27 protein-coding genes are annotated in these 23317 nt (G+C 73.3%); 7 read left to right on the top strand and 20 right to left on the bottom strand.

Features of this window, described 5'->3' with window-relative positions; genetic code table 11:
• The 10 genes from smc to AB4Z02_RS03420 all read right to left on the bottom strand — a co-directional run.
• On the bottom strand, nt 1-2326 hold a 2326-nt coding region (gene smc / locus AB4Z02_RS03375; RefSeq protein WP_441969300.1), incomplete at its 3' end, for a chromosome segregation protein SMC.
• Nucleotides 2327-2516: 190 nt separating this feature from the next.
• Nucleotides 2517-2882 carry a chorismate mutase gene (locus tag AB4Z02_RS03380; protein WP_082590426.1) on the bottom strand — a complete coding sequence of 122 codons (366 nt, stop codon included), beginning with the start codon at nt 2880-2882 and terminating at the stop codon, nt 2517-2519.
• Nucleotides 2879-3106, bottom strand: a complete 228-nt coding sequence (locus AB4Z02_RS03385) for a hypothetical protein (RefSeq protein ID WP_056883624.1) — start codon at nt 3104-3106, stop codon at nt 2879-2881. The genes AB4Z02_RS03380 and AB4Z02_RS03385 overlap by 4 nt, the downstream gene beginning before the upstream one ends.
• A 129-nt stretch (nt 3107-3235) precedes the next feature.
• Complete coding sequence (locus tag AB4Z02_RS03390) at nt 3236-3532, bottom strand: acylphosphatase (RefSeq protein WP_056884116.1); 297 nt, start codon at nt 3530-3532, stop codon at nt 3236-3238.
• Between the two features lie 47 nt (nt 3533-3579).
• Complete coding sequence (gene mutM, locus AB4Z02_RS03395) at nt 3580-4449, bottom strand: bifunctional DNA-formamidopyrimidine glycosylase/DNA-(apurinic or apyrimidinic site) lyase (RefSeq protein WP_441969303.1); 870 nt, start codon at nt 4447-4449, stop codon at nt 3580-3582.
• The gene (gene rnc, locus AB4Z02_RS03400) at nt 4442-5227 is read right to left on the bottom strand and encodes a ribonuclease III (RefSeq protein WP_441969305.1); all 786 of its coding nucleotides are present in this window, start codon (nt 5225-5227) and stop codon (nt 4442-4444) included. The genes mutM and rnc overlap by 8 nt, the downstream gene beginning before the upstream one ends.
• 16 nt (nt 5228-5243) lie before the next feature.
• On the bottom strand, nt 5244-5438 hold the full coding sequence (gene rpmF / locus AB4Z02_RS03405) for a 50S ribosomal protein L32 (RefSeq protein ID WP_056883621.1): 195 nt from the start codon (nt 5436-5438) through the stop codon (nt 5244-5246).
• 1 nt (nt 5439) lies between these two features.
• The gene (locus AB4Z02_RS03410; RefSeq protein WP_056883620.1) at nt 5440-6036 is read right to left on the bottom strand and encodes a YceD family protein; all 597 of its coding nucleotides are present in this window, start codon (nt 6034-6036) and stop codon (nt 5440-5442) included.
• A gap of 117 nt (nt 6037-6153) precedes the next feature.
• Entirely contained in the window at nt 6154-6639 is a 486-nt protein-coding gene (gene coaD, locus AB4Z02_RS03415) for a pantetheine-phosphate adenylyltransferase (protein WP_441969308.1), read from the bottom strand.
• A gap of 86 nt (nt 6640-6725) precedes the next feature.
• Complete coding sequence (locus AB4Z02_RS03420; RefSeq protein ID WP_441969310.1) at nt 6726-7277, bottom strand: hemerythrin domain-containing protein; 552 nt, start codon at nt 7275-7277, stop codon at nt 6726-6728.
• A gap of 143 nt (nt 7278-7420) precedes the next feature.
• On the opposite strand from AB4Z02_RS03420, the gene AB4Z02_RS03425 reads away from it, so the two are divergent.
• Nucleotides 7421-7717 (top strand): hypothetical protein, encoded by a 297-nt coding sequence (locus AB4Z02_RS03425; protein ID WP_056883617.1) that lies wholly within the window; start codon nt 7421-7423, stop codon nt 7715-7717.
• Nucleotides 7718-7854: 137 nt separating this feature from the next.
• Here the strand turns inward: AB4Z02_RS03425 and rsmD are convergent, their stop codons facing one another.
• The 4 genes from rsmD to AB4Z02_RS03445 form a co-directional block, all read right to left on the bottom strand.
• On the bottom strand, nt 7855-8430 hold the full coding sequence (rsmD, locus tag AB4Z02_RS03430) for a 16S rRNA (guanine(966)-N(2))-methyltransferase RsmD (protein WP_056883616.1): 576 nt from the start codon (nt 8428-8430) through the stop codon (nt 7855-7857).
• A 73-nt stretch (nt 8431-8503) separates the two neighbouring features.
• Nucleotides 8504-9280, bottom strand: a complete 777-nt coding sequence (locus tag AB4Z02_RS03435) for an alpha/beta fold hydrolase (protein WP_056883615.1) — start codon at nt 9278-9280, stop codon at nt 8504-8506.
• An 88-nt stretch (nt 9281-9368) separates the two neighbouring features.
• Complete coding sequence (locus AB4Z02_RS03440; RefSeq protein WP_441969313.1) at nt 9369-11600, bottom strand: ATP-dependent DNA helicase RecG; 2232 nt, start codon at nt 11598-11600, stop codon at nt 9369-9371.
• Between the two features lie 2 nt (nt 11601-11602).
• Nucleotides 11603-13291 carry a DAK2 domain-containing protein gene (locus AB4Z02_RS03445; protein ID WP_441969315.1) on the bottom strand — a complete coding sequence of 563 codons (1689 nt, stop codon included), beginning with the start codon at nt 13289-13291 and terminating at the stop codon, nt 11603-11605.
• 167 nt (nt 13292-13458) lie between these two features.
• On the opposite strand from AB4Z02_RS03445, the gene rpmB reads away from it, so the two are divergent.
• Entirely contained in the window at nt 13459-13653 is a 195-nt protein-coding gene (rpmB, locus tag AB4Z02_RS03450; protein ID WP_055814433.1) for a 50S ribosomal protein L28, read from the top strand.
• 238 nt (nt 13654-13891) lie between these two features.
• Here the strand turns inward: rpmB and thiL are convergent, their stop codons facing one another.
• Nucleotides 13892-14863 (bottom strand): thiamine-phosphate kinase, encoded by a 972-nt coding sequence (gene thiL, locus AB4Z02_RS03455; RefSeq protein WP_441969318.1) that lies wholly within the window; start codon nt 14861-14863, stop codon nt 13892-13894.
• A 166-nt stretch (nt 14864-15029) separates the two neighbouring features.
• Between thiL and AB4Z02_RS03460 the strand changes: the two genes are divergently transcribed.
• A complete protein-coding gene (locus AB4Z02_RS03460; RefSeq protein WP_056884115.1) occupies nt 15030-15263 on the top strand; it encodes an Lrp/AsnC family transcriptional regulator in 234 nt (77 codons plus the stop codon).
• A 1-nt stretch (nt 15264) separates the two neighbouring features.
• Complete coding sequence (locus AB4Z02_RS03465) at nt 15265-15750, top strand: hypothetical protein (RefSeq protein WP_441969320.1); 486 nt, start codon at nt 15265-15267, stop codon at nt 15748-15750.
• Nucleotides 15751-15893: 143 nt separating this feature from the next.
• On the opposite strand, the gene AB4Z02_RS03470 is transcribed toward AB4Z02_RS03465, so the two are convergent.
• Entirely contained in the window at nt 15894-17039 is a 1146-nt protein-coding gene (locus AB4Z02_RS03470) for a D-alanine--D-alanine ligase family protein (RefSeq protein ID WP_369818907.1), read from the bottom strand.
• A 58-nt stretch (nt 17040-17097) separates the two neighbouring features.
• On the opposite strand from AB4Z02_RS03470, the gene AB4Z02_RS03475 reads away from it, so the two are divergent.
• Complete coding sequence (locus AB4Z02_RS03475; protein ID WP_056883609.1) at nt 17098-18171, top strand: trans-sulfuration enzyme family protein; 1074 nt, start codon at nt 17098-17100, stop codon at nt 18169-18171.
• Nucleotides 18172-18216: 45 nt separating this feature from the next.
• On the opposite strand, the gene AB4Z02_RS03480 is transcribed toward AB4Z02_RS03475, so the two are convergent.
• Both AB4Z02_RS03480 and AB4Z02_RS03485 read right to left on the bottom strand, forming a co-directional pair.
• Nucleotides 18217-19215, bottom strand: coding sequence for an NAD(P)H-dependent glycerol-3-phosphate dehydrogenase (locus AB4Z02_RS03480; protein ID WP_441969322.1), 999 nt, complete (start codon nt 19213-19215; stop codon nt 18217-18219).
• Nucleotides 19212-19973 carry a lysophospholipid acyltransferase family protein gene (locus AB4Z02_RS03485; RefSeq protein WP_235531427.1) on the bottom strand — a complete coding sequence of 254 codons (762 nt, stop codon included), beginning with the start codon at nt 19971-19973 and terminating at the stop codon, nt 19212-19214. Before AB4Z02_RS03485 ends, AB4Z02_RS03480 begins: the two co-directional genes overlap by 4 nt.
• A 105-nt stretch (nt 19974-20078) precedes the next feature.
• Between AB4Z02_RS03485 and cofC the strand changes: the two genes are divergently transcribed.
• Entirely contained in the window at nt 20079-20738 is a 660-nt protein-coding gene (gene cofC / locus AB4Z02_RS03490) for a 2-phospho-L-lactate guanylyltransferase (protein ID WP_441969325.1), read from the top strand.
• A gap of 49 nt (nt 20739-20787) precedes the next feature.
• The gene (locus AB4Z02_RS03495; RefSeq protein WP_441969327.1) at nt 20788-21006 is read left to right on the top strand and encodes a hypothetical protein; all 219 of its coding nucleotides are present in this window, start codon (nt 20788-20790) and stop codon (nt 21004-21006) included.
• Nucleotides 21007-21078: 72 nt separating this feature from the next.
• Here the strand turns inward: AB4Z02_RS03495 and murA are convergent, their stop codons facing one another.
• Together murA and AB4Z02_RS03505 are read right to left on the bottom strand one after the other, a co-directional pair.
• On the bottom strand, nt 21079-22395 hold the full coding sequence (murA, locus tag AB4Z02_RS03500; protein ID WP_056883606.1) for a UDP-N-acetylglucosamine 1-carboxyvinyltransferase: 1317 nt from the start codon (nt 22393-22395) through the stop codon (nt 21079-21081).
• 73 nt (nt 22396-22468) lie between these two features.
• Entirely contained in the window at nt 22469-23278 is an 810-nt protein-coding gene (locus tag AB4Z02_RS03505) for an HU family DNA-binding protein (RefSeq protein ID WP_441969329.1), read from the bottom strand.
• Nucleotides 23279-23317 lie beyond the last annotated feature (39 nt).

The following is a 23317-nucleotide window of genomic DNA, read 5'->3' on the forward strand; positions in this document are numbered from 1 at the left end:
GGTCCTGGGCCTCGGTGGGCTCGGCGCTCGCCTCGTCGAGGCGCTCGGTCAGCGCGGCCAGCTCGGCCCGGTCGGCCTCCAGCGCCGTCGTGGCGTCGGCGATGCTGCGCTCCGTGCGCTCGGACTCGGCCTTGGCCGCCCGGACCGTGGCACCGAGGTGCCCGAGCCGCTCGGCGACCGCTGCCATCTTCGCGTCGGAGTCGTGCAGCGCCTCGAGCGCGGCCTCGACCTCCTCGGTCGCAGCCCGGTGGCGCTCCTGCGCGCTGGTGAGCGCGAACCGCGCCTGCTCGCCCCGGCGGGTGGCGTCGGCGACGCGGTCGCGGGTCTCGTCGACCGCGGACTGGATCTCGATGAGGCTGGGGGCGTGGCTGCTGCCACCGCGCACGAACCCGGGGGCGAAGACGTCTCCGTCGGCCGTGACGGCGGTGATGCCCTCGCCGCGGGCGACGAGGGCTGCGGCGAGCGCCGGGTCGGACACCAGGGCGACGCGGTCGAGCAGCTGCTCGACCGCAGGCCGCACCGTGGCCGGAGCCTGCACGACCTCGCGCGCCCAGACCGCCGAGCCCTCGAGCTGCGGCCAGCCGGCGGGGTCGCTCGAGCTCGCGGTCTGGCCCACGAGGAACGCGGCTCGGCCGGCGTCGTCCTCGCGCAGCGTCACCAGGGCGCTGGCGGCGTGGTCGACGGACTCCACCGCGAGCGCGTCCCCGGCCCAGCCCAGGGCCGCGGCGATGGCGGCCTCGTGACCGCCCTGGACCTGCAGCAGCGAGGCGACCGAGCCGACGATGCCGTGCCGCGTGTCGGCGGCCGCGAGGAGCGTCGCCGCTCCGTCCTTGCGAGACAGGCTGAGCTCGAGCGCCTCGAGCCGGGCGGCGGAGGCGGTGCGGTCGCGCTCGGCGGATCGCTCGGCCTCGCGGTGCTTCTCGACCTCGGCCTCGGCCTGCTCGAGGACGGCCGCGGCCTTCTCGTAGGCGCTGTCGAGGCCCTCCTCGCCCTCCTCGTCGACGGCCACGGACGCCTCGAGCTTGGTGAACTCCTGCTCCGCCGCGGCGGCGCGCTCGAGCGACTGGGCGACGATGCCCCGCAGGCGGCCGATCTCGGCCTCGCCGGCCTCGATGCGGCTGCGGCGGGCACCGACCTGGCCGGCGAGCTTCGCCAGCCCCTCGCGGCGGTCGGCCGCGGCGCGCACGAGGCGCTGGAGGCGCTGCTGCTCCGCGGCATACGCCTGCTCAGCCTCGGTGCGGGCGGCGACGGCGGCCTCCAGCCGGGCGGAGGCCTCGCGCACCTCGGCGAGCAGCGACTCCTCCTGGCGTCGAGCCTCGGCGGCCTGCGCCTTGAGCTCCTCGGGGTCGCGGCCGGTGGTCTGCTCGTCCTGGCTGTCCTGGCTCAGCAGCCGGACGCGCTCGGCGGCGAGCGACTCGGTGGAGGACAGCTTGTCGCGCAGCTGCTGGAGGCTGAACCAGCGCTCCTGCGCGCGGGTGAGCTCGGGCGCGGCGTCCTGTGCCTGCTGCTCGAGGGTGGCGAGGCGGCTGCGGAGGGTGGCCAGCCCCTCCTCGACCTCGGTGCGCTTGGCGATGAGGGCCGACTCGTCGGCGACCTCCTGCTCGAGGGTGGAGGTGAGCTGGACGAGGTCGTCGGCCAGCAGGCGCAGACGGGCGTCGCGGGCGTCGGCCTGGATGACGGCGGCGCGCCGGGCTGCCTCGGCCTGGCGACCGAGCGGGCCGAGCTGGCGGCGGATCTCGCCGGTGAGGTCGTTGACGCGGGTGAGGTTGGCCTCCATCGACTCCAGCTTGCGCAGCGCCTTCTCCTTGCGCTTGCGGTGCTTGAGGACCCCGGCGGCCTCCTCGATGAAGCCCCGGCGCTCCTCGGGCGTCGCGCGCAGCACGGCGTCGAGCTGGCCCTGTCCGACGATGACGTGCATCTCGCGGCCGATGCCGGAGTCCGAGAGCAGCTCCTGCACGTCGAGCAGGCGGCAGGAGGTGCCGTTGATGGCGTACTCGGAGCCACCGTTGCGGAACATGGTCCGCGCGATCGTGACCTCGGTGTAGTCGATCGGCAGCGCGCCGTCGGAGTTGTCGATGGTCAGGGCCACCTCGGCGCGACCGAGCGGTGCGCGGCCGGCGGTGCCGGCGAAGATGACGTCCTCCATCTTGCCGCCGCGCAGGCTCTTGGCGCCCTGCTCCCCCATGACCCAGGCGAGCGCGTCGACGACGTTGGACTTGCCGGAGCCGTTGGGGCCGACGATGCAGGTGATGCCGGGCTCGAGGCGCATCGTGGTCGCCGAGGCGAAGGACTTGAAGCCCTTCAGGGTCAGGCTCTTGACGTACATGCCTTGGAGGTCGTCTCTCGTCGGGTGGTCCGGATCGCGCTCACTGTACCGGCGCGCCCGTGGCGTCCCGGGGTGCGCGCGGGCCGCCACGCCGGGTCGGCCCGGCGATCAGGGACAGGTGTGGCTGGTGTGACGGCAGTGCCGGTGAACGCCATCGAGGAGCACCGACGAGCCCCCCGTCGGCTCCGCCTCAGTCGCGGGCGATGGCCTCGTGGTGGTGGATGACCTCCGCGATGACGAAGTTGAGGAACTTCTCCGCGAACGTCGGGTCGAGCCCCGCGGCGTCGGCGAGCTCACGCAGCCTCGCGACCTGGACCTCCTCGCGCGCCGGGTCCGCAGGCGGCATACCCTCCCGCGCCTTGAGCTCCCCCACCCGCTGGGTGCACTTGAAGCGCTCGGCGAGCAGGTGGATGAGGGCGGCGTCGATGTTGTCGATGCTCGCGCGCAGGCGCTGCAGGTCGGCCGTCGCGGTGTCGGACGGGGTGGCCGACGGGGTGGGACGGGTGAGTGGGGTCGGACCGGGCTCCTGGGCGAAGGGCTGTGCGGGCTGGGTCACCCGGCAATCGTAGGCGCGCCCGCGCCGACGACGTCCGGCCGTCTCAGATCCTCCGCGAGCTCCTCGGGCAGGTCCTCCCTTAGGTCCTCGCGCAGCTGGTCGTTGTCCCGTTGGAGGCGGTCGACCAGGTGCTCCAGGTCGGCGACGCGGCGGCGCAGCTCCAGGGCTTCGTGCATGAGTCGCTGGTCGTAGGCGACGCGGTAGCCGACGAGGGCCTTGGCCATGATGTCTCCTCGGGGACGACTCTCGGTCGTGAGATGTCGTCGAGATGCCGGTAGGGGGCCGTCTCTCAGGGTGACATCCAGCCCACGCCGGGTCAATGGACGCACCTCGCCACTGCTGTGGTCCGGCGCCTACTTCTCCACGAACCCCGTCACGCCGTCACGCGGCGCACCCCAGGCCGTGACGCAGACCTCGACGTCGCCGGGCCGCAGGTGCTGGCTCGGCTTCTCCTCCAGCAGCTCCACGAAATCGCGCAGCTGGTCGGGGTCGCCCTGGGCCACGATCTCCACGCGGCCGTCGGTGGCGTTGCGGGCGTGGCCGACGAGGCCGCGCTCAAGGGCCCGGGCGCGCACCCACCAGCGGAAACCGACGCCCTGGACCCGGCCGTGCACCCACACGACCGCCCTGGCTGGTCCTTCTCGATCCATCTGCACCACCCTCTCCCTCCTGTTGTACAACCGCGGAGGGGCCGCTGTCAGCCGCGACGGGCCCGCGGGCGGGGCTGGCAGCGCGGGCACGAGTACGACGACCGGTTCATGAACGCCTCGCGGCGGATGGGGGTGCCGCACCGGTCGCACGGACGCCCCTCCTGCCCGTAGGCGTGCAGCGAGCGGTCGAAGTAGCCGGAGGCGCCGTTGACGTTGACGTAGAGGGCGTCGAAGCTCGTGCCGCCCTGCCCCAGCGCCTCGAGCATCACCTCCCGGGCGTGGTCCAGCACCCGGGCCAGCGTGGGCCGGGTCAGGGCGGAGCACAACCGGCCGCCGTGGACCTGCGCCCGCCACAGGGCCTCGTCGGCGTAGATGTTGCCGACGCCCGAGACCAGCGTCTGGTCGAGCAGAGCCCGCTTGACGGCGACGTCCTTGCCCTTCATCCGGCGGACGACGGCGGCCTGGTCGTAGCCGCCCTCGAGCGGGTCCGGGGCGATGTGGGCCACCGGCTCGGGGACGTCGTCGGGCGTCAGCTCCGCCAGGGCCATGCCGCCGAACGTGCGCTGGTCGACGAACCTCAGCTGCGGCCCGTCGTCGGCGAAGTCCACCACCGCGTGCAGGTGCTTCTCCCGCGGGGCGTCCGCCTGCTCGACGAGGAGCTGCCCGCTCATGCCGAGGTGGGTCACGAGCCCCTGGCGGGAGCCGTCGGCCGCCGACAGGACCAGCCAGAGGTACTTGCCGCGGCGACGGGCGTCCTCGACGTGGTTGCCGGCGAGGCGGTCGGCGAGGTCCTGCGGCCCGGGCAGGTGGCGTCGCGCGACCCGGGTGCCGAAGAACTCGGCGCGCTCGATGGTGCGCCCGACGACGTGGTCGGCGAGGCCGCGGCGGACGACCTCGACCTCGGGCAGCTCAGGCACTCGCCGTACCGGGCCCGCCCTCCTGGGGGGCGGGGGCCAGCCGGGCGGCGCGGGCCGTGAGGGCACGCCAGGCCAGCTCGGCTGCCTTCTGCTCTGCTTCCTTCTTGGAGCGGCCGGTGCCGGTGCCGAGGACCTCGTCGCCCACGACCGCACGCGCGTGGAACGTCTTCTCGTGGTCCGGGCCCTCCTCGTCCACCTGGTACTCGGGGACGCCTGAGGACGTGGCCGCGGACAGCTCCTGCAGGCTCGTCTTCCAGTCCAGTCCGGCGCCGAGGGTGGCGCTCTGGGCCATCAGCGGGTCGAGCAGGTGGTGCACGAACGTCGCCGCGGCCTCCATGCCGGCCGAGAGGTAGACGGTGCCGATGACCGCCTCCATCGTGTCGGCGAGGATCGAGGCCTTGTCGCGGCCGCCGGTGCTCTCCTCGCCCCGGCCGAGCATGACCTGGTCGCCCAGCCCGATGGTGCGGGCCACCTCGGCGAGCGCGCGCATGTTGACGACCGCAGCCCGCAGCTTGGCCAGCTGGCCCTCGGGCAGGTCGGGGTGCGTGGCGTAGAGGGTGTCGGTGACGACGAGGCCCAGCACCGAGTCGCCGAGGAACTCGAGGCGCTCGTTGTTGGGCAGCCCACCGTTCTCGTACGCGTACGAGCGGTGGGTCAGGGCACGCTGGAGCAGCGGCTCGTCGATCGGCGCCTGCACCACCTCGGTGAGGTGCTGCAGGAACTCGTCGACGGGCCGCTGCGTCGCGCTGCCCCCGGTAGGAGTCGGAGTGGAGCTCACGCGGTGGTCAGACCGGTCAGCCCTGGTGCTCGGTGCGCTCGGCGGTCGTGTAGTGACGGCCCTTGTAGGTGCCGCACGACGGGCACGCGAGGTGCGGCTGCGTCGGGGCCTTGCACTGGGGGCACGTGGTGAGCGTGGTCGCCGTCGTCTTCCAGTTCGCGCGACGCGAACGGGTGTTGGAGCGCGACGTCTTCCGCTTCGGGACAGCCACGTCAGTTCCTCTTCTCTTCGATGGTGCTCGGGGTGGTGGTGCTGGCGTCGGCGGACAGCGCGGAGAGCGCGGACCACCGGGGGTCGATCACGTCGTGCTGGTGGTCGGGATCGTCGGCCAGGCGCGCTCCGCACTCGGAGCACAGACCCGGACAGTCCTCCCGGCACACCGGCTGGAACGGCAGTGCTGGCACCACCGTGTCCAGGAGCACGGGCTCGAGGTCGAACAGGTCGCCCTCGAGGGTGTGCTCCTCGGTCTCGTCGTCGTCCGCCCCCACCTCGCGGTGGTGGGCGGCACGGTCGGCGTAGGCGAACAGCTCCTGGAAGTGCCCGTCCACCTCGTGGGTGACCGGGTCCAGGCACCGCACGCAGGCGCCGGTTGCCGTGGCGTGGACCGAACCGGTGACCAGCACGCCCTCGACCACGGACTCGAGCCGCAGCTCGATCTCCATCGGGGCGCCCTGCGGCACCGCGATGACCTCCGTGCCGAAGTCGGCAGGTGCCTCGACCGTGCGCTGGACCCGCACCATGGAACCGGGTCGCCGACCGAGGTCCGTGGTGTCGAAGACCAGCGGCGATCGGGGGTTGAGGTGTTCCATGGCTCCAGCGCAGTCGAGTGGTTCGGTCCGTACCTCGGGCGAGGACGTAGACCGACGCACGAGGTTACCGGAGCGCGGCGCACTCCCCAAATGCGCGGGGTACGGCGTCGGTGCCGGTCAGCGCGGGGTGAGGCGGGCGGCCAGCTCGTCGCGGACCCGGTCGGTGACCAGGCCGCTCAGGTCGCCGCCGTAGCGCGCGACCTCCTTGACCAGGGAGCTCGACACGTGGCCGAGACTGGGCTCCCCGGGGAGGAACACGGTCTCGACGCCGGTGAGGTGCCGGTTCATCAGCGCCATGGGCAGCTCGTAGGCGAAGTCCGTGCCGCTGCGCAGGCCCTTGACGACGACCTCGGCGCCCACCTGCCGGCAGACGTCGACGAGGAGCTGGCCACCGAAGACCTGCACCCGGACGCCCGGCAGGTCACCGAGGGCGTCCTCGATGAGGTCCCTGCGCTCGTCCGGGGTGAAGACGCCCTGCTTGGCGGGGTTGTGCAGCACCGCGACGACCACCTCGTCGAACAGCGAGGCCGCGCGCCGGATGGCGTCGACGTGACCGAGCGTCACCGGGTCGTAGGAGCCGGGGCACACACACCGTCTGGTCACAGCGGCACGCTAGCAGCGGCGCAGCCCCGGCTCCCTCACCTCAGGCCTGACCTCACGCGCGACCTCACGGGGAGGTCAGGCCGGGGTCACTCGTCGTCGTCAGCCGGCAGAAGGCCCTCCTTGTGGGCCTTGGCGACGATGGAGCGGACGTTGTCGATCGAGCCGGCGTCCGCGTCGAGGAGACGGTTGCGCTCGGTCGCCCACTTCTCGCCGAGGTCGGCGCGGACCTCGTCCGGGACGTCGGTGCGGGCGGGGTTGAGGATGGTCTGCTCCTCCTCGCCGATGTGGTGGTTGAGCGCCGTCGCCAGGTCCTCGACGGCGTCGTCGAACTTCTGGGTGTCGGTCCCCTTGCACTCCAGCAGCGCGAGCAGGGCCTCGTTGCCCTCGGCGTGCTCCTCCTCGCCGTGCTCGGCCTCGTGCTCGGTGATGGCGTCCTTGCGCTCGAGGTTCGGGTAGACCTTCGACTCCTCGGCCTCGCCGTGGGCGATGAGCACGGCGGACAGCGCTGCGCGGGCGGCCTCGCGGTCGGCGGTGGCGTCGCGCAGGTCGCGCAGGAGGGACTCGAACAGGCGGTGGTCCTCGAGGATGAGCTCGACGACGTCACCGGAGGTGGGGCGGGGGATCTCGTAGTCCGTCATGGCGACACCCTCTCTCACCTGCGGTGTCTGCACACTTCCGGGGGCGGCGCGCGACCAGGTCCCACCCACCGGACGCCCGGTTTGCGTCGTCCCGGCAGCTGCGTGACGGTGGAGGGGTCCTGACCTCTAGGGAAGAGAGAGCAATGCTCACCCTCACCGAGAACGCCAGCACGATCGTCAAGACCCTGGTCGACCAGACCGAGCCCGGTGACGACGCCGGTCTGCGCTTCAGCCAGGAGGACCCGTCCGCGGGTGCCCTCACCGTCGCCACGGCCGGGGAGGCCCAGCCGGGAGACGCCGTCGTCGAGCACGACGGCGCGAAGGTCTTCCTCGACGAGACCGCCGCCGTCGCCCTCAGCGACCAGGTGCTCGACGCCAGCGTGGACCAGGCAGGGGCGGTGCAGTTCAGCATCATCCCGTCGGCGGCGCCGACGACCTGACGACCGCGGCCCGTGTGGAGACCCGGACGAGGGTCTGCCCGCGGGCACCGCACGGCGAGGGCCCGGACCACCACGGTGGTCCGGGCCCTCGCACGTCCAGAGCGACTCCTGCGGCAACGGTCAAGGYCGCCGGCCAGTCAGGCCGTCTCCTCCGGGACCTGCGGCCCAGCGAACCAGATGCGCGTCTCGCCGTAACGCCGCTCCCCCTCGCACTCCCACGCCGCCGGCCAGCGCGGCTCCGGCGAGCGCGACGACCGCTCCACGACCACGAGCGCGTCCGGGGTCAGCCAGCGGTGCTCGGCGAGCAGTGCGAGATCACCGGCGAGGTCGTCCTCCGACAGCGCGTAGGGAGGGTCGCTGAACACCAGCCCGTACGGCGCCGCCGGGGCCGTGGCGAGCACCTTGGCGACCGGGGCACGGCGGACGACGGCCCCGGGCAGGTCGAGGGCGCGGACGTTCGCCTCGGTCACCTTCGCCGCTGCCTGGTCGGCCTCGACGAGCAGGACGTCTGTGGCGCCACGGCTGAGCGCCTCGAGCCCCAGGGCGCCGGAACCGGCGTAGAGGTCGAGCACCCGGACGCCGGCAAGCACCTCGAGGTGCTCGAGCCGCGAGAACAGGGCCTCGCGGACGCGGTCGCTGGTCGGGCGCGTGCCCGCACCCGGCGGTGTCGCCAGCCGCAGCCCGCCGGCTCGTCCACTGATGATCCGCGTCACCGCGGCAACGTAGCAGCGCGGAGGGGCTGGACGGTGCGCGTCCCGGGCGCGGCCGGCACCCGTGCGAGTGGGGTCAGGGCTGGTGCACGGCGGGGTCGTCGCGCAGGACGTCGAGCAGCAGCGCGAGCACGGCGTCCGGCCGCTCCAACGACGGGAGGTGGCCGGCCCAGCCGAGCTCGACCGCCTCGGCCCCCGCGACCTCCTGCGCGATCACGGCGGCGGTCTGACGGAAGAGCTCGAGGTCCTTGGCCCCCGAGACCACCAGGGTCGGCACCGCGATGCCCGACAGGTCGACCTCGACCCGCCGCGGCTGCGGGCCCGGCTCACGCGCGTCGGCCTCGAGCTGCACCTCGAACGCGTGCCGCTGCATCTGCGCCACCCGGTCGCGGGTCGCGTCGTCGGCGTCCGGGCCCAGCCAGGTGCGGACGTTGAGCGCGACCGCCCCGTCGACGTCGCCGCCCTCGAGCAGGCGGTCCTCCTCCTCGCCGTACGCCGCAGCGTCCGGGGTGGGCTCGACTCCGCGCAGCGCGGAGCACAGCAGGACCAGCGACGACACCCGACCGGGGTGGAGCGTGGCGAGCTCGAGGGCCACCCGGCCGCCGAACGACGACCCGACCACGGCCGCGTCGGCGATGCCGAGGTGGTCCAGTAGCTCGTCGAGGTCGTCGGCGTCGGCGTACTCCCCCGACGGCAGCGGCGAGTCGCCGTAGCCGCGGAAGTCGGGCCGCACCACCCGGAAGCTGTGGCTCAGGGCGGGCACGAGCGCGTCCCACATGCGGCGGTCGGTGACACCGGAGTGCAGCAGCAGGACGGCGGGACCCGTCCCCTGGTCGTCATGGGCGAGCAGCATGCGGCCCACCCTAGGACCGCGGCGGCGGCCGGTCGCCACGTTTTCCGGCCCGCGCAGGCCGGCCGGCAACCTCGGCGACGTGACGGTGTCAGCCGCGCTCGAGGAAGGCGGCCTGCTCCTCGTCCACGCGCTCGTCCACCGCGGCCGCGAGCACCGGGTGCTCGGTGAGCTCGGGGTCTGCGGCCACCAGGGCGGCCGCGTCGTCACGCGCCTGCAGGATGACCTCCTCGTCGCGCACGAGCGACAGGAACCGGAAGCTGCCCCGGCCCATCGCGCGACCCGACCGGCCGCCACCGCTCTGCCTGCCGCTGAGCACGTCACCGGTCCCCCGCAGCTCGAGGTCGAGCCGCGCGAGCTCGAACCCGTCACTCGTGCCGGCGACCGCCTCGAGCCGCTCGACCGACGACTCGGCGTCGGACGACGTCATGAGCAGGCAGAGCCCTGCGTGCTCCCCACGCCCGACACGGCCACGCAGCTGGTGCAGCTGGGACACCCCGAAGCGGTCGGCGTCGACCACCACCATGACGGTGGCGTTGGGCACGTCGACCCCGACCTCGATGACCGTGGTCGACACCAGGACGTCGACCTCGCCACGGGTGAACGCCAGCATCACGGCGTCCTTGTCCTCCGGCGCCATCCGGCCGTGCAGGACGGCGATGGTGAGGCCGGCGAGGGCCGGGTTGTCGCGCAGCACGGCCTCCACGGCATACACGCTCGCGAGCTCCTTGGGCGCGGCGGTCGGGGCGGTCTCGTCGTCGTCGGAGGGGGCCACCACGGCGGCGACCTCCTCGTCGTCGGCCGACACGGCGCTGCCCGCAGAGCCGGTGCCGTCGTCGCCGATCCGGGGACACACGACGTACGCCTGGCGGCCGGCGCGCACCTCCTCCGCGACGCGCTCCCAGGTGCGCTGCACCCAGGCGGCGCGCTCGGCCGGCACGACGTGGGTGGTGATCGGCGAGCGGCCCCGTGGCAGCTCGGAGAGGGTCGACGTCTCCATGTCGCCGAACACGGTCATGGTGACGGTGCGCGGGATCGGCGTGGCGGTCATCACCAGCACGTGCGGGGGCTGGGATCCCTTCTCGCGCAAGGCATCCCGCTGCTCGACGCCGAACCGGTGCTGCTCGTCGACGACGACCAGGGCGAGGTCCTGGAACTGCACCTTGTCCTGGATGAGGGCATGGGTGCCGATCACGATTCCCGCGTCGCCGCTCGCGGCAGCGAGGAGGTTCTCGCGGCGGGCCGCGGTGGACTGGCTGCCGGTGAGCAGGGCCACGCGGGTGCCGATGGCGCTGCCGCCGAGCATCCCGCCCTCCGCGAGGTCGCCGAGCATCGTGGTGATCGAGCGGTGGTGCTGGGCCGCGAGGACCTCGGTGGGCGCGAGCAGCGCCGCCTGCCCACCCGAGTCGACGGCGGCCAGCATGGCCCGCAGCGCGATGACCGTCTTGCCCGAGCCGACCTCACCCTGCAGCAGGCGGTTCATGGGCACGTCCTGGGCCATCTCCCGGGCGAGCGTCTCACCGACCTCGCGCTGCCCGGCCGTGAGCTCGAACGGCAGCCGGGCGTCGAACGCCGCGAGCAGCCCGCCCTCCCGCGGCGTGCGACCGGTCGTGCGGTCGGCCGCGCGCCGGGCACGCTGCCGGGCCAGCAGCACCTGGAAGACCAGGGCCTCCTCGTAGCGCAGGCGGTGCCTGGCCCGCTGCACCTCGGGGTATGCCGCAGGGACGTGGATCCCGCGCAGCGCCTGGAGCCGCCCCGGCAGCCCGTGTCGCGAGCGCAGGGTGGCGGGGATCGGCTCGGGCACGTCCTCGAGCTGGTCGAGGACGATGCGGACGCACTCGGCGACGGACCAGTTCTGCAAACCCTTCACCTGGAGGTAGACGGGGATCGGCCCGCGCTCGGTCGCCGCAGCGCCGAGACCGCCCTCGACGACCTGGTAGGCGGGGTGGGTCAGCTGCCAGCGGCCGCGGTACATCCCGACCTCACCGGCGAAGACCGCGCGCACGCCGGGGACGAGCGCGTCCTTGTGCCCCCACGCCTTGAAGAACGCGAGGTCGACGTCGTTGCGACCGTCGGTGATGGTGACGTTGAGCATCTCCCCGCGACGCTTCTGCATGCGCCGGGTGACGGCCGTCTTCACCTCCGCCACGGCGACGACGTACTTGCCGACGTGCAGGTCGGACAGGTCGGAGGTGTGCTCGAGGTAGCGCCGCGGCCAGAACTCCAGCAGGTCGCCCACGGTGTGCAGGTCGCGGTGCTTGGCCAGGGTGCCGGCGGTGCGCGCCCCCAGGAGCTTGTCGAGCTTGGTGCCCTCGTCGACCACGCCTACTCGACTCCCAGCAGGAGGGGATAGTGCGGCTGGCCGCCGTCGATGAGGGTGACGGTCACGTCGCGGTGGTGGCGCTCGACCCGCTGGCCGAGGTCGGCGACGAGCCCGTCGGGCGCCTGCTCGCCGCCGATGACGGTGACGAGCTCGCCACCGCTGGACAGCAGGCGCGCGACCACCTCGAGAGCCACCTCGGCGAGGTCGGTGCCCACGACGACCACGTCTCCCCCGACGGCGCCGAGGACGTCCCCCGCCTCGCAGGGCCCGGCACTGGTGAGGGCCTGCTTGCTCGCGACCGCGACGGCCCCGTGCCGCGTGGCGGCCGCGGCGTGGCTCATCTCCGCGGCGTTGCGGGCGACCCCTGCCGAGGCGTCGAACACCGCGAACGCGGCCAGTCCCTGCACCGCGGTCCGCGAGCGCACGAGGTGGACGTCGAGCCCGTCCTGTTCGGCGGCGCTGGCCGCGGCCTGGGCCGCGAGCTCGGTGTCGCGGTCGTTGGGCAGCAGGATCACCGAGAGCGTGTGACACGCGCGGATGGCGTCGAGCAGCTGGCCGGCCGAGGCGCGCTGACCCGGCCCGCTGGTGACCACGACCGCGCCGGCCTCCTCGAACACCGCGGCCAGGCCCGGGCCCGCGGCGCAGGCGACGACCCCGACCCCGCTCGAGGGCTGGCGGTGCGACGCCTGGTCGGCGAAGTGGGTCACGCGGACGCGGTAGGGGCGGCCGGCGTCGAGCCCCGCCTCGATGGCGGCGCCGACGTCGTCCACGTGCACGTGGACGTTCCACAGGTCCGGGCCGCCCACGACCAGGAGCGAGTCCCCCAGCCCGTCGAGCACCGTACGCAGCGTGGCCGCGCGCTCCTCGTCGCTGTCGCGCAGCAGGTACATCACCTCGTACCCGGGCCCGCCGTCGGTCCCGTCGGCCAGGCTGGCGGGTGGCCCGCCGTGGTGCCCGGTGGGCTCGACGACCCCACCGTGGCTGCTCCAGCCCTCGCGGCGGCGCATGGAGGGGTCCTCGGCGAACGGCTCCATGCGCTCGCCCACGTGGGCCCCGTCCTGGTGCACCACCCGCGCGAGCGCCTCGAGCAGCAGGAGGTACCCGGCGGCGCCGGCGTCGACCACACCGGCCCGGGTGAGGGCCGGCAGCTGCTCGGTGGTCGCACGCAGCGCGTCGGTCGCGGCGTCGAGGGCCGCCTCCACCACGGCGGCCAGGCCCCGGCACACGGCGGACCCACCGGCGCCGGCGGCAGCCTTCGCCACCGTCAGGATGGTGCCCTCCTCGGGCCGGGTGACGCTCGCGTAGGCACGGCGGCTCGCCCGCGCAAGCCCGTCGGCGACGACCTCGGCACCCACCTCCGGCAGGCCGCTGTCGGCGATCGCCTCGGCGAACCCCCGGACGAGCTGGCTGAGGATGACGCCCGAGTTGCCCCGCGCCGTCAGCAGCATCGCGCGCGAGAGCGCCGTGCACTCCTGCTCCAGCGTCGCGGTGCCGAGGATGCCGGCGGCCTCGTGCTCGGTCCGGACGGAGTCGAGCGCCGCGTCGAGGGTGAGGTAGAGGTTGGTGCCGGTGTCGCCGTCGGGCACGGGGAAGACGTTGAGCGCATCGATCTCCGCCCTGCGCGCGGCGAACGCCGCCCGGGTGAGCACGGCCCACCGCCGTGCATCCACGGCGGAGAGGGCTTCGAGCACGGTGGCAGGCTAGTGCCCACCGACGTCAGCGGACCCGTTTTGGTCGCAGCACCCCTCCTCGGCTACTCTTGACCGGTTCCCGTGGACCGTGTTGGTGCTGGCCTGTGCCCGCGCCCGGACCACTGCGGGGATCCAAGTCTTGTCACATCGAATTCAGGAGAACACCCGTGGCTGCCAACTGCGACGTCTGCGGCAAGGGACCGAGCTTCGGTCACAACATCTCGCACTCGCACCGCCGCACCAAGCGTCGTTGGAACCCCAACATCCAGCGCGTCAAGGCGCTGGTGGGCGACGCAGGTGTGACCCCGAAGCGTCTCAACGTCTGCACCTCGTGCCTCAAGGCCGGCAAGGTCAAGCGCTGACCCTGCCCCACCGGCACTGAACGAAGCCGACCTCCCCTCGCGGGACGGTCGGCTTCGTCGTTCCCGGGTACGGCGCCGACGCCGCGCCATACCCAGTCCCCTCCCCGCCCTCTCCCCGCCCTCTCCCCGTCCCCTCCCCGCCCTCTCCTGACATTTGGGGGCATGAGGGTGAGCAGTGGTTCACCCTGCTGCCCCCAAATGCGAAGGGGGGCGGGGGGCAGAGGGCGGGCTTTGCGCGTCAGCCGGCGAAGTGGTCCCAGCCGCGCGGTGCCTGGGGCACGCCGTCGAGGGTGACGCCCTCCCCCTCCTCGACGCGGCCCAGCGGCCGCCACCCGGTAGGCAGCTCACCGGCGAACGTCGCGAGCAGGCTGTGCTCCTCCCCACCCGCCAGCACGCACTCGAGCGCCGGCTCCGCGCCACCGACGACCGGCTCGAGGACCTCGGTGTCCGGTCGCAGCAGCGCCGAGTCCAGCGCGAGCCGTACCCCGCTGGCCCGGGCGATGCGGTCGCCGTCGCGCAGCAGCCCGTCGGACAGGTCGAGCATCGCCGTGGCTCCGGCGGCCGCGGCGCGCGGGCCCGCCTCCACGGGAGCGGTCGGCCGCAGGTGGTGGGCCACGCACTCGGCGCCCACCCCGTCAGCCTCGGTGAGCGCTGCCGCACCGGCCTGTAGCAGGGCAAGACCAGCGGCAGAGCGGCCGAGGGTGCCACAGACCGCGACCGTGTCGCCGGGCCGGGCTCCGCTGCGCAGCACCGGCGCCCGGCCGCCCAGGTCGCCCAGCGCAGCGATCGAGATCATCAGCGTGCCGGTGGGTGCGGACGACAGGTCTCCCCCGGCCACCGCGACCGACGACTGCTGCGCCAGCCGCCCCAGCGTGCGGGCGAAGTCGACGGCCCACTGCACGGGCGTCTGCGGGTCGGCCACGAGCGTCACGAGCAGCGAGGTCGGGACGGCCCCCATGGCGGCGACGTCCGCGACGTTCTGCGTGAACGCCTTGGTGGCCACGTCGGCGGCCGTGGACCACTCGTCGACCCAGTCCCGGCCGCGCACCATCGCGTCGGTGGTGGCCACCACCGAGCCGCTCGTCGCGATGACGGCAGCGTCGTCGCCCGGCCCGATGAGCAGGCCGTCGTGGGCGGCGAAGTACGGGAAGATCTCGGCCAGCAGGGCCCCCTCCGACACCTGTGCCAGCGTGCGCGGGCCCGTGACCATGACTTGACCTCCTCGTGACGGCCCGGGGGAGACGGCCGGGACACCGGCACGGTAGCGTCTGGCAAGGCCGTGGCGCTGCGCCGCGGTCGGGTTCTCCCGGCAGGCCGAAGTCCCGGCCGACCGGACAAGACATGTTCCATCTTCGACAGACGTGAGGTGCTCAGTGGTGGTCCAGGCCTACATCCTGATCCAGACCGAGGTCGGCAAGGCGGCGTCCGTCGCGGAGGCCATCGCCGGCATTGCCGGGGTGGTGCTGGCCGAGGACGTCACCGGCCCCTACGACGTCATCGCCCGCGTCGAGGCCAACACGGTCGACGAGCTGGGCAAGCTCGTGATCGCCAAGATCCAGGACGTCCCGGGGATCACCCGCACCCTGACCTGCACCGTCGTCCACGTCTGAGGTGCACCGCGCCGCCCGTCGGCGTCGCCTGATCGTCGCAGCCGCCGGCCTCCTCCTCCTCGGGGTGGCCGGCGGAGTGCTGTATGCCGTACGGCACCACGGCGTGGAGGTCGCGGCCCCGCCGCACCGCGCCGACTGCGAGGTCGCCATGCCGCTCATGCCCTCCACCGTCGGTGGGCAGGCCGCTTCCGACGCGTTCGTCGCCGAGCGCGGCGACCCCCGCGACATCCGCGTCTGGGGCGACCCCGCCATCATCGCCACCTGCGGCTGGCCACCCCTCGGCCCCACTCCCGACCAGTGCCTCGACGTCGACGGCGTCGACTGGGTCGCCGAGCCCCTGAGCGACGGCGTCCGGTTCACGACGTTCGGCCGCGACCCCGCGATCGAGGTCCTGGTCCCCCACGCCTACGACCCCGCGCCCCTCCTGCTCCCCGCCCTCGGCCCCGCCGCCAAGTCCCTCCCCGCCACCGGCCGCACCTGCAGCTGACGACCCCAGTCCCCGCCCCCCGCCGCCCATCCCCCTCTTGTTGCCAGCTGATGGTCACGAAGGGCCTTTCGCGGCCCGCCCGTGACGACGAGCTGGCAACAAGTCGGGGTGTGTCGGGAGCCCGGCGGCCCGGAGGTCGGGACCTATCGAAGACCGACGGGGCGCGTGAGGGCGAGCTGGAGGAGCTCGTCGATGAGGTCGGGGTAGGAGAGCCCGGTCGCCTCCCACATCTGCGGGTACATCGAGTGCGGGGTGAACCCGGGCATCGTGTTGATCTCGTTGACGACGACCTCACCGCTGTCGGTGTAGAAGCAGTCGACCCGCGCGAGTCCCTCGCACCCGAGCGCCTCGAACGCCGCGCGCGCGAGCCGCTGCACCTCGGCCGCGACGTGGTCCGGGACCGCTGCAGGGCACGAGAGCACCGCCCCGTCGTCGAGGTACTTGGCCTCGAAGTCGTAGAACTCGTGGCCGCCGCCGGCCGTCACCTCGATCTCGCCGACGTGCGACACCCGCGGCTCGTCGGTGCCGCGGCCCTGGAGCACTGCGCACTCGATCTCCCGGCCGACGATGCCCTGCTCGACGACGACCTTGAGGTCGTGCGTGCGCGCGAGCTCGATCGCCCCCTCGAGGGCCTCCGGGGTCGACACCTTGGAGATGCCCATGCTGGAGCCTGCCCGGGCGGGCTTGACGAACACGGGAAAGGTCAGCGCCCCGACGGCGTCCATGGCCGCGGCCTTGTCGCGCTGCCACTGTGCGTCGGTGATGACGACGTACGGCCCGACGGGCAGGCCGGCGCCGGCGAAGATCACCTTCATGTGGTGCTTGTCCATGCCGGCCGCGGAGGCGAACACCCCTGAGCCGACGTAACGGATGTCGGCCATCTCGAACAGTCCCTGGATGGTGCCGTCCTCACCGAACGGCCCGTGCAGCAGCGGGAAGACGACGTCGACCTCACCCAGCGACCTCGGCACCTCACGCGGCTCGAGGGTCACCAGGGTGCGGTCGGTGGTGGCCAGCGGGATGACCACGCCCGCTCCGTCGGCCGCGACCTCGGGGGTGCGCGTCGAGGTCAGCTCGAGGCGGTCGGGGTCGCCGTCGGTGAGCACCCAGTGCCCGTCGCGGGAGATGCCGATCGGCACGACGTCGTAGGCGTCGCGATCGATGGCCCGCATCACCCCAGCTGCGGTGGCGCAGGAGACCGCGTGCTCGGAGGAACGTCCGCCGAAGACGACGGCAACTCGGGGCTTACGGGCTGCGGGCTGGTCGGTGGTCATCGCGGACGAGCGTATCCGGCCCACCGGCCGGGCACGGACACGGCTCGCGGAGCACGCCGCCTACGCTGGCCGGGTGACCCACGAGCACCTCTCCCCCGCCTCCCGCGTCGTCGCCCTCGGCCGCCAGCCGCGCACCCCCGGTGCCGGCGTCAACGCGCCGCTCGAGCTGTCGTCGACCTACATCGCCGACGGCCCGGTCAACTACGCGCGCGGCGGCAACCCGACGTGGACCGCGTTCGAGGAGGCGCTGGGGTCCCTCGAGGGTGGTGACGCGCTGGTCTTCGCCTCGGGCATGGCCGCGGTCTCGGCGGCGGTGTCGCTGCTCCCCCACGGTGGCGCGGTCGTGGTCCCCCACCACGCCTACAACGGGACCACCGCCCTGCTCGACCAGCTGGCCGGCGCCGGCGCCGCGGTCGTGCGGCGCGTCGACCCCACCGACCAGGCGGCGGTGCGGACCGCGCTCGAGGGCGCGGCCATGCTGTGGCTGGAGTCGCCGACCAACCCGATGCTCGAGGTGTCGGACCTGCGCGCCCTGGCGGCCATGGCCCGTGAGGCGGGCGCGGTCACGGTGTGCGACAACACGTTCGCGACGCCCCTGGTGCAGAGGCCCCTGGAGGACGGCGTCGACGTCGTCCTCCACTCGGTGACCAAGTACCTCTCCGGCCACAGCGACGTCATCCTCGGCGCCCTGGTCACGGGCGCGACCGAGGCCGGACGCGAGCTCCGGGCCCGGCTGGCGACGGCCCGCCTGCTGGGCGGCGCGATCGCCGGCCCGATGGAGACGTGGCTGGCCCTGCGCGGCCTGCGGACGCTGCACGTGCGCCTCGAGCGCGCAACGGCCAACGCCCGCGAGCTCGCCGGCCGCCTCGAGAGCCACCCCGGCGTCGAGACGGCCCGCTACCCCGGGTTCGGGGCGATCATCGCGGTGGAGGTACCCGGTGGAGCCGAGGGCGCGGAGCGCGTCGCCGCCGCGACGGAGCTCTGGACCCACGCGACGAGCCTCGGTGGGGTGGAGTCCCAGATCGAGCGGCGCCGCCGGCACCCGGCGGAACCGCGGACCGTGCCGGAGAACCTGCTGCGGCTGTCGGTCGGCATCGAGGACGTCGAGGACCTCTGGCGCGACCTCGACCAGGCCCTCCGCGGCTGACAGAACGCGAGCGAGGGAACGGAGCCGACGGCTCTCGGGTCTGGGCTACTCGGCCTCGTTCTTCAGCGCGCGCAGCATGAGCGCGCCCACGACCTCCTGCGGGCTGCGGCCGTCGTGCACCACGGCTGCCACCTGCTCGATGATCGGGACCGACACCCCGTGGTCGTGGGCGAGCTGCAGGATCGACTCGCACGACTTCACGCCCTCGGCCGTCTGCCGGGTCACGGCAACGACCTCCTCGACGCTCATCCCCTTGCCGAGGTTGACGCCGAAGGTGCGGTTGCGTGACAGGGGCGACATGCAGGTGGCGATCAGGTCGCCGACGCCCGCGAGCCCCGAGAAGGTCACGGGGTCGGCCCCGAGCTTCATGCCGAGGCGCGAGGTCTCGGCCAGGCCGCGGGTGATGATCGACGCCTTGGAGTTGTCGCCCATGCCCAGGCCCTCGGCCATGCCGACCGCGAGGGCGATGACGTTCTTGACCGCTCCACCGAGCTCGACGCCGATCACGTCGCTGGAGGTGTAGGGGCGGAAGTAGGGCGGGTTGGATGCCTCGGCGACCATCTCGGCGACGCGCTCGTCGACGCACGCCACGACGCTGGCAGCGGGCTGCTTCTGCGCGATCTCCTTGGCCAGGTTGGGTCCCGAGACCACGACGATGCGACCCGGCTGCACGCCCCCGGCCTCGGCGATGACCTCGCTCATCCGCTTGGTGGTGCCGAGCTCGACGCCCTTCATCAGGGAGACGACCGCGGCCTCACGGGGCAGGACGTGCGCCCACTCGGCAAGGTTGGCGCGCAGGGTCTGCGAGGGCACCGCGAGGACGACGATGTCGGCACCTGCGGCCGCCTGGGCCGGGTCGGCAGTGGCCCTGATCCCGGGCGGCAGCGCGATACCCGGCAGGTAGTCCTCGTTGCAGCCGGCGTTGACCTGGTCGACCATCGCCTGGCGACGGCCCCACATCGTCACGGGCGTGCCACCGTCGGCGAGCACGGCGGCGTACGCGGTGCCCCAGCTGCCGGTCCCGAAGACTGCAGCCCTGGTCACTGGCCGCCACCCTTGCGCCGGTGGAAGTTGCCCGTCTCCGGCAGCCCGTGCTTGCGCGAGTCGAAGCGCTCCAGCGGGGCCTTCTCACCGCGGATCGCCTCCAGCTGCACCGTGATCGCGTCGACGATGCGGTCGGTCGCCTGTCGAAGCAGGGCACCGGTGACCGGCTGGTCGTAGAGGTCGCTCAGGTCGACGGCCGGACCGGCGGACATGACGACCCGCGTGCGGGGGAACAGCTTCGGCTTCTTCGAGTACGGCGCGAGCATCTCCTGGGGTCCCCACTGCGCCACCGGGATGACGGGGCAGCGGGTGGTCAGGGCGATGCGCGCGGCGCCGGTCTTGCCGACCATCGGCCACAGCTCGGGGTCCCGCGTGAGTGTGCCCTCGGGGTAGACCCCGACGCACTTGCCCTCGTTGACCGCCGCGACCGCCGCGCGGAAGGCGTCCGCCGCACGACCGGTGTTGCGGTAGACCGGGATCTGCTGCGCCCCGCGCAGGATCGCGCCCGCGACGGGGATCCGGAAGACCGCCTCCTTGCCCAGGAAGTAGGGCGGGTGCCCGCTGTCGTAGAGGAAGTGCGCGAACGTGAACGGGTCGGCGTAGGACAGGTGGTTGGGACAGACGATGAACCCACCGGACGTCGGGAGGTTCTCGGTCCCACGCCAGGTCCGCTTGGTCAGCAGCAGCATCAGGGGACGCACGATCGCCACCGCGAGGCGGTAGGCGAAGGGCAGGGTGCGTGTGCCGCTGGCGGTCACGTGGGGTCTCCGTGGTCAGGTCGGGGGCGACGGGTCGAGTGTGCATCCTCGCGGCTCAGGGGGTCGGTGTCGAGCGACCGCGCCACCACTGCGACGATCGGGTCGATGACCTCTGCGAGCCCCGGACCAGCCGGTCTGCCCTGGCACCTCGTGGTGCCCGTCAAGGGTGGCACGGGGGCCAAGTCACGCCTGCACCCGCCCGCGGGCGTGGCCCGCGAGGACCTCGCCCTGGCCCTGGCCGGCGACTGCCTCACCGCCTGCTGTCTTGCGCTCCCGGCGTCGCAGGTCGTGGTCGTCACGTCGGACCCCCGCGTGGTCGCGGTGGCGACCCGGCTCGGCACGGCGCTCGTCGCCGACCCGGGGCGCGGGCTGAACGCCGCCGTCGGGGCCGGCCGGGACCACGTCGTGTCGACGTCGCCGGGTGCACCGGTGGCGGCCCTGCTCGGTGACCTGCCTGCCCTGCAGCCGCAGGACCTGGTGGCAGCCCTCGTCGCCGCGACCGACCACCGGTTCGCCGTCGTGCCCGACGCCTCGGGCGACGGGACGGTCCTGCTCACGGCTCGCGAGGCCGGCGCACTGGTGCCGAGGTTCGGGCCCGGTTCGGCGCGTGCGCACGAGCAGGCCGGTCACACCAGGCTCGACGTCGACCTGCCGCGCCTGCGCACCGACGTCGACGAGGACGTGGACCTCGCCGCAGCTGCGCGGCTGGGCCTGGGCCCCCTGACCTCCGCGGTGCTCGAGCTCGCGGGCGACCCGGCTCGGTAGCCCACCGGGGCTCGACCGGGTCCTGCGGCTGCGGGCTACGCTGCCGGGCATGCAGGGCAGCGTGCACACCTTCGACGAGCACTCCGGTGCGGGCTCGGTGCTGCTGGACGACGGTCGCGAGGTGCCCTTCACGGCCGAGGTGTTCGGCGCGAGCGCCCTGCGCCACCTGCGCGCCGGTCAGCGGCTCAGCCTCGACCTCGACGCCGGCGGCACGGCCGTCGAGCGGTTGTGGATCGTCGGCATCGGCGACGACCAGCCCATCGGCTGACGCCGTCCGACCGGTCGGGAAGCCCGCCTCCTGTCCCGTCGGAGAGTCGTCCGCCCTGGTCAGCCGCCCCGGTCAGCCGACCTGGTAGTCGGCGCCCAGCGCGTCGAGCTTCTCGGAGAACCGCTCGTAGCCGCGGTAGATGAGCTCGATGCCGTGCACCTTGGACTGCCCCTCCGCGGCGAGGGCCGCGATGAGGTAGCTGAAGCCACCGCGCAGGTCGGGCACGGTGATCTCGGCGCCCCGCAGCGGGGTCGGGCCGGAGATGACGGCGCTGTGCCGGAAGTTCGCCCGCCCGAACCGGCAGGGCGAGCCGCCGAGGCACTCACGGTAGAGCTGAACGACGGCGCCCATCTCCCCCAGCGCCTCGGTGAACCCCAGACGGTTCTCGTAGACCGTCTCGTGGACGATCGACAGGCCCGTGGTCTGGGTCAGGGCGACGACGAGCGGCTGCTGCCAGTCGGTCATGAAGCCCGGGTGGACGTCGGTCTCGAGGACCAGGGAGTTGAGGGTGCCCCCGGCGTGCCAGAACCGGATGCCCTCGTCGTCGACGTCGAAGTCGCCGCCGATCTTCCGGAACACGTTGAGGAACGGCATCATCGCGAGCTGCTGGGCCCCGCGGACGTAGACGTCGCCCCGGGTCGCGAGCGCGGCGCAGGCCCAGGAGCCGGCCTCGATGCGGTCCGGGATGGCCCGGTGGTCGTAGCCGCCGAGGCGGTCCACGCCCTCGATCTTGATGACGCGGTCGGTCTCGACGCTGATGATCGCCCCCATCTTCTGCAGGACGGCGATGAGGTCGAGGATCTCGGGCTCGACGGCGGCGTTGCGCAGCTCGGTCACGCCCTGGGCGCGGACCGCCGTCAGGAGGACCTGCTCGGTGGCGCCGACGCTGGGGTAGGGCAGCTGGATACGGGTGCCCTTGAGGCCCTCCGGCGCGGTGAGGCGCAGTCCCTCGGGACGCTTCTGGACGTCGGCGCCGAACTGGCGCAGCACGTCGAGGTGGTAGTTGATCGGTCGCTCACCGATGCGGCAGCCGCCGAGGTCGGGGATGAAGGCCTCACCGAGGCGGTGCAGGAGGGGGCCGCACAGGAGCACGGGGACCCGGGACGAGCCGGCGTGGGCGTCGATGTCGGCGACGTGCGCCTGCTCGACGTTGGTCGGGTCGAGCAGCAGCTCGCCGTCGCGGTCGGTGGAGTCGATCTTGACGCCGTGGAGCTCGAGCAGACCCGAGACGATCTTGACGTCCGAGATCTCCGGGACGTTGCGCAGTCGGCAGGGTCCCTCGGCCAGCAGGGCCGCCACCATGGCCTTCGAGACCAGGTTCTTGGCCCCGCGGACCTCGAGGTCTCCGACCAGCGGTGAGCCACCGTTCACGGTGAGGATGTCTGCCATGGCGCAAGCATCCCAAAGAGCCGAAGAGGCCGACACCCCGAGGGGGGTGCCGGCCCCACGGGCGTGCGCCGGGTCAGGCGCGCTTGGCCGTGCGCTTGGTCGCGGCCTTCTTGGCGGGAGCCGCCTTCGTGGCCGTCGCCTTCTTGGCCGGGGCCGCCTTCTTGGCCGGCGCCGCCTTCGTGGCGGTCGTCTTCCGGGTGGTTGTGGCCTTCGTGGCGGCCTTGGTGGCCGTCGTCTTCTTGGCGGGCGTGGTCTTCTTGGCCGGGGCCGCCTTCGTGGCGGTCGACTTCCGGGTGGTCGCGGCCTTGGCGGTGGTGGCCTTGGCGGTGGTCGCCTTGGTCGCGGTCGTCTTCCGGGCGGCGGCCTTGGTCGTGGTCGCCTTGGTGGCGGTGGCCTTCTTGGCCGGCGCCGCCTTGGTGGCGGTCGTCTTCCTGGCGGTCGTCGACTTCGCGGCGGCTGACTTGGTGGTGGCTGCCTTGGTGGCTGCCTTCTTCGCGGGGGCGGCCTTCGTGGCCGTCTTCTTCGCGGCGGTGGCCGACTTCGCCGTCGTCGTCTTGGCCGTGCCGGCTGCGGCACGAGCACCCGCCACCGCCGTCTTGGGCAGCGAGCGGGGGTTCTTCACGACATCCTTGAACGCCGAGCCCGCGCGGAACTTGGGGACGACGGTCTTCTTGATCTTCACGGCGGCGCCGGTGCGGGGGTTGCGGCCCGTGCGGGCGGCCCGAGCGGCCTGCTCGAAGGTGCCGAAGCCGGTGATGGCCACGCTGCCGCCCTTGGCGACCTCACGGATGACCACGTCGACGACGGCGGTCAGCGCCTCGCTGGCAGCCTTGCGGCTGCCGAGTCGCGACTCGAGCTCCTTGATCAGTTCTGCCTTGTTCACGGCTTCCCCTCCACAGGGTTGGTGGTGCCGGACCCCTGG

The sequence above is a fragment of the Pedococcus sp. 2YAF34 genome, from assembly GCF_052114585.1.
In the GTDB taxonomy this organism is placed as follows: Bacteria; Actinomycetota; Actinomycetes; order Actinomycetales; family Dermatophilaceae; genus Pedococcus.

Coding starts and splice junctions, on each gene's coding strand:
- AB4Z02_RS03385 (WP_056883624.1), bottom strand. CDS start 3,106: ATGGCCAAGGCCCTCGTCGGCTACCGCGTCGCCTACGACCAGCGACTC.
- AB4Z02_RS03390 (WP_056884116.1), bottom strand. CDS start 3,532: ATGGATCGAGAAGGACCAGCCAGGGCGGTCGTGTGGGTGCACGGCCGG.
- AB4Z02_RS03410 (WP_056883620.1), bottom strand. CDS start 6,036: ATGGAACACCTCAACCCCCGATCGCCGCTGGTCTTCGACACCACGGAC.
- AB4Z02_RS03420 (WP_441969310.1), bottom strand. CDS start 7,277: ATGACGGACTACGAGATCCCCCGCCCCACCTCCGGTGACGTCGTCGAG.
- AB4Z02_RS03425 (WP_056883617.1), top strand. CDS start 7,421: ATGCTCACCCTCACCGAGAACGCCAGCACGATCGTCAAGACCCTGGTC.
- AB4Z02_RS03435 (WP_056883615.1), bottom strand. CDS start 9,280: ATGCTGCTCGCCCATGACGACCAGGGGACGGGTCCCGCCGTCCTGCTG.
- thiL (WP_441969318.1), bottom strand. CDS start 14,863: ATGGTCACGGGCCCGCGCACGCTGGCACAGGTGTCGGAGGGGGCCCTG.
- cofC (WP_441969325.1), top strand. CDS start 20,079: ATGACCTCTGCGAGCCCCGGACCAGCCGGTCTGCCCTGGCACCTCGTG.
- AB4Z02_RS03495 (WP_441969327.1), top strand. CDS start 20,788: ATGCAGGGCAGCGTGCACACCTTCGACGAGCACTCCGGTGCGGGCTCG.
- murA (WP_056883606.1), bottom strand. CDS start 22,395: ATGGCAGACATCCTCACCGTGAACGGTGGCTCACCGCTGGTCGGAGAC.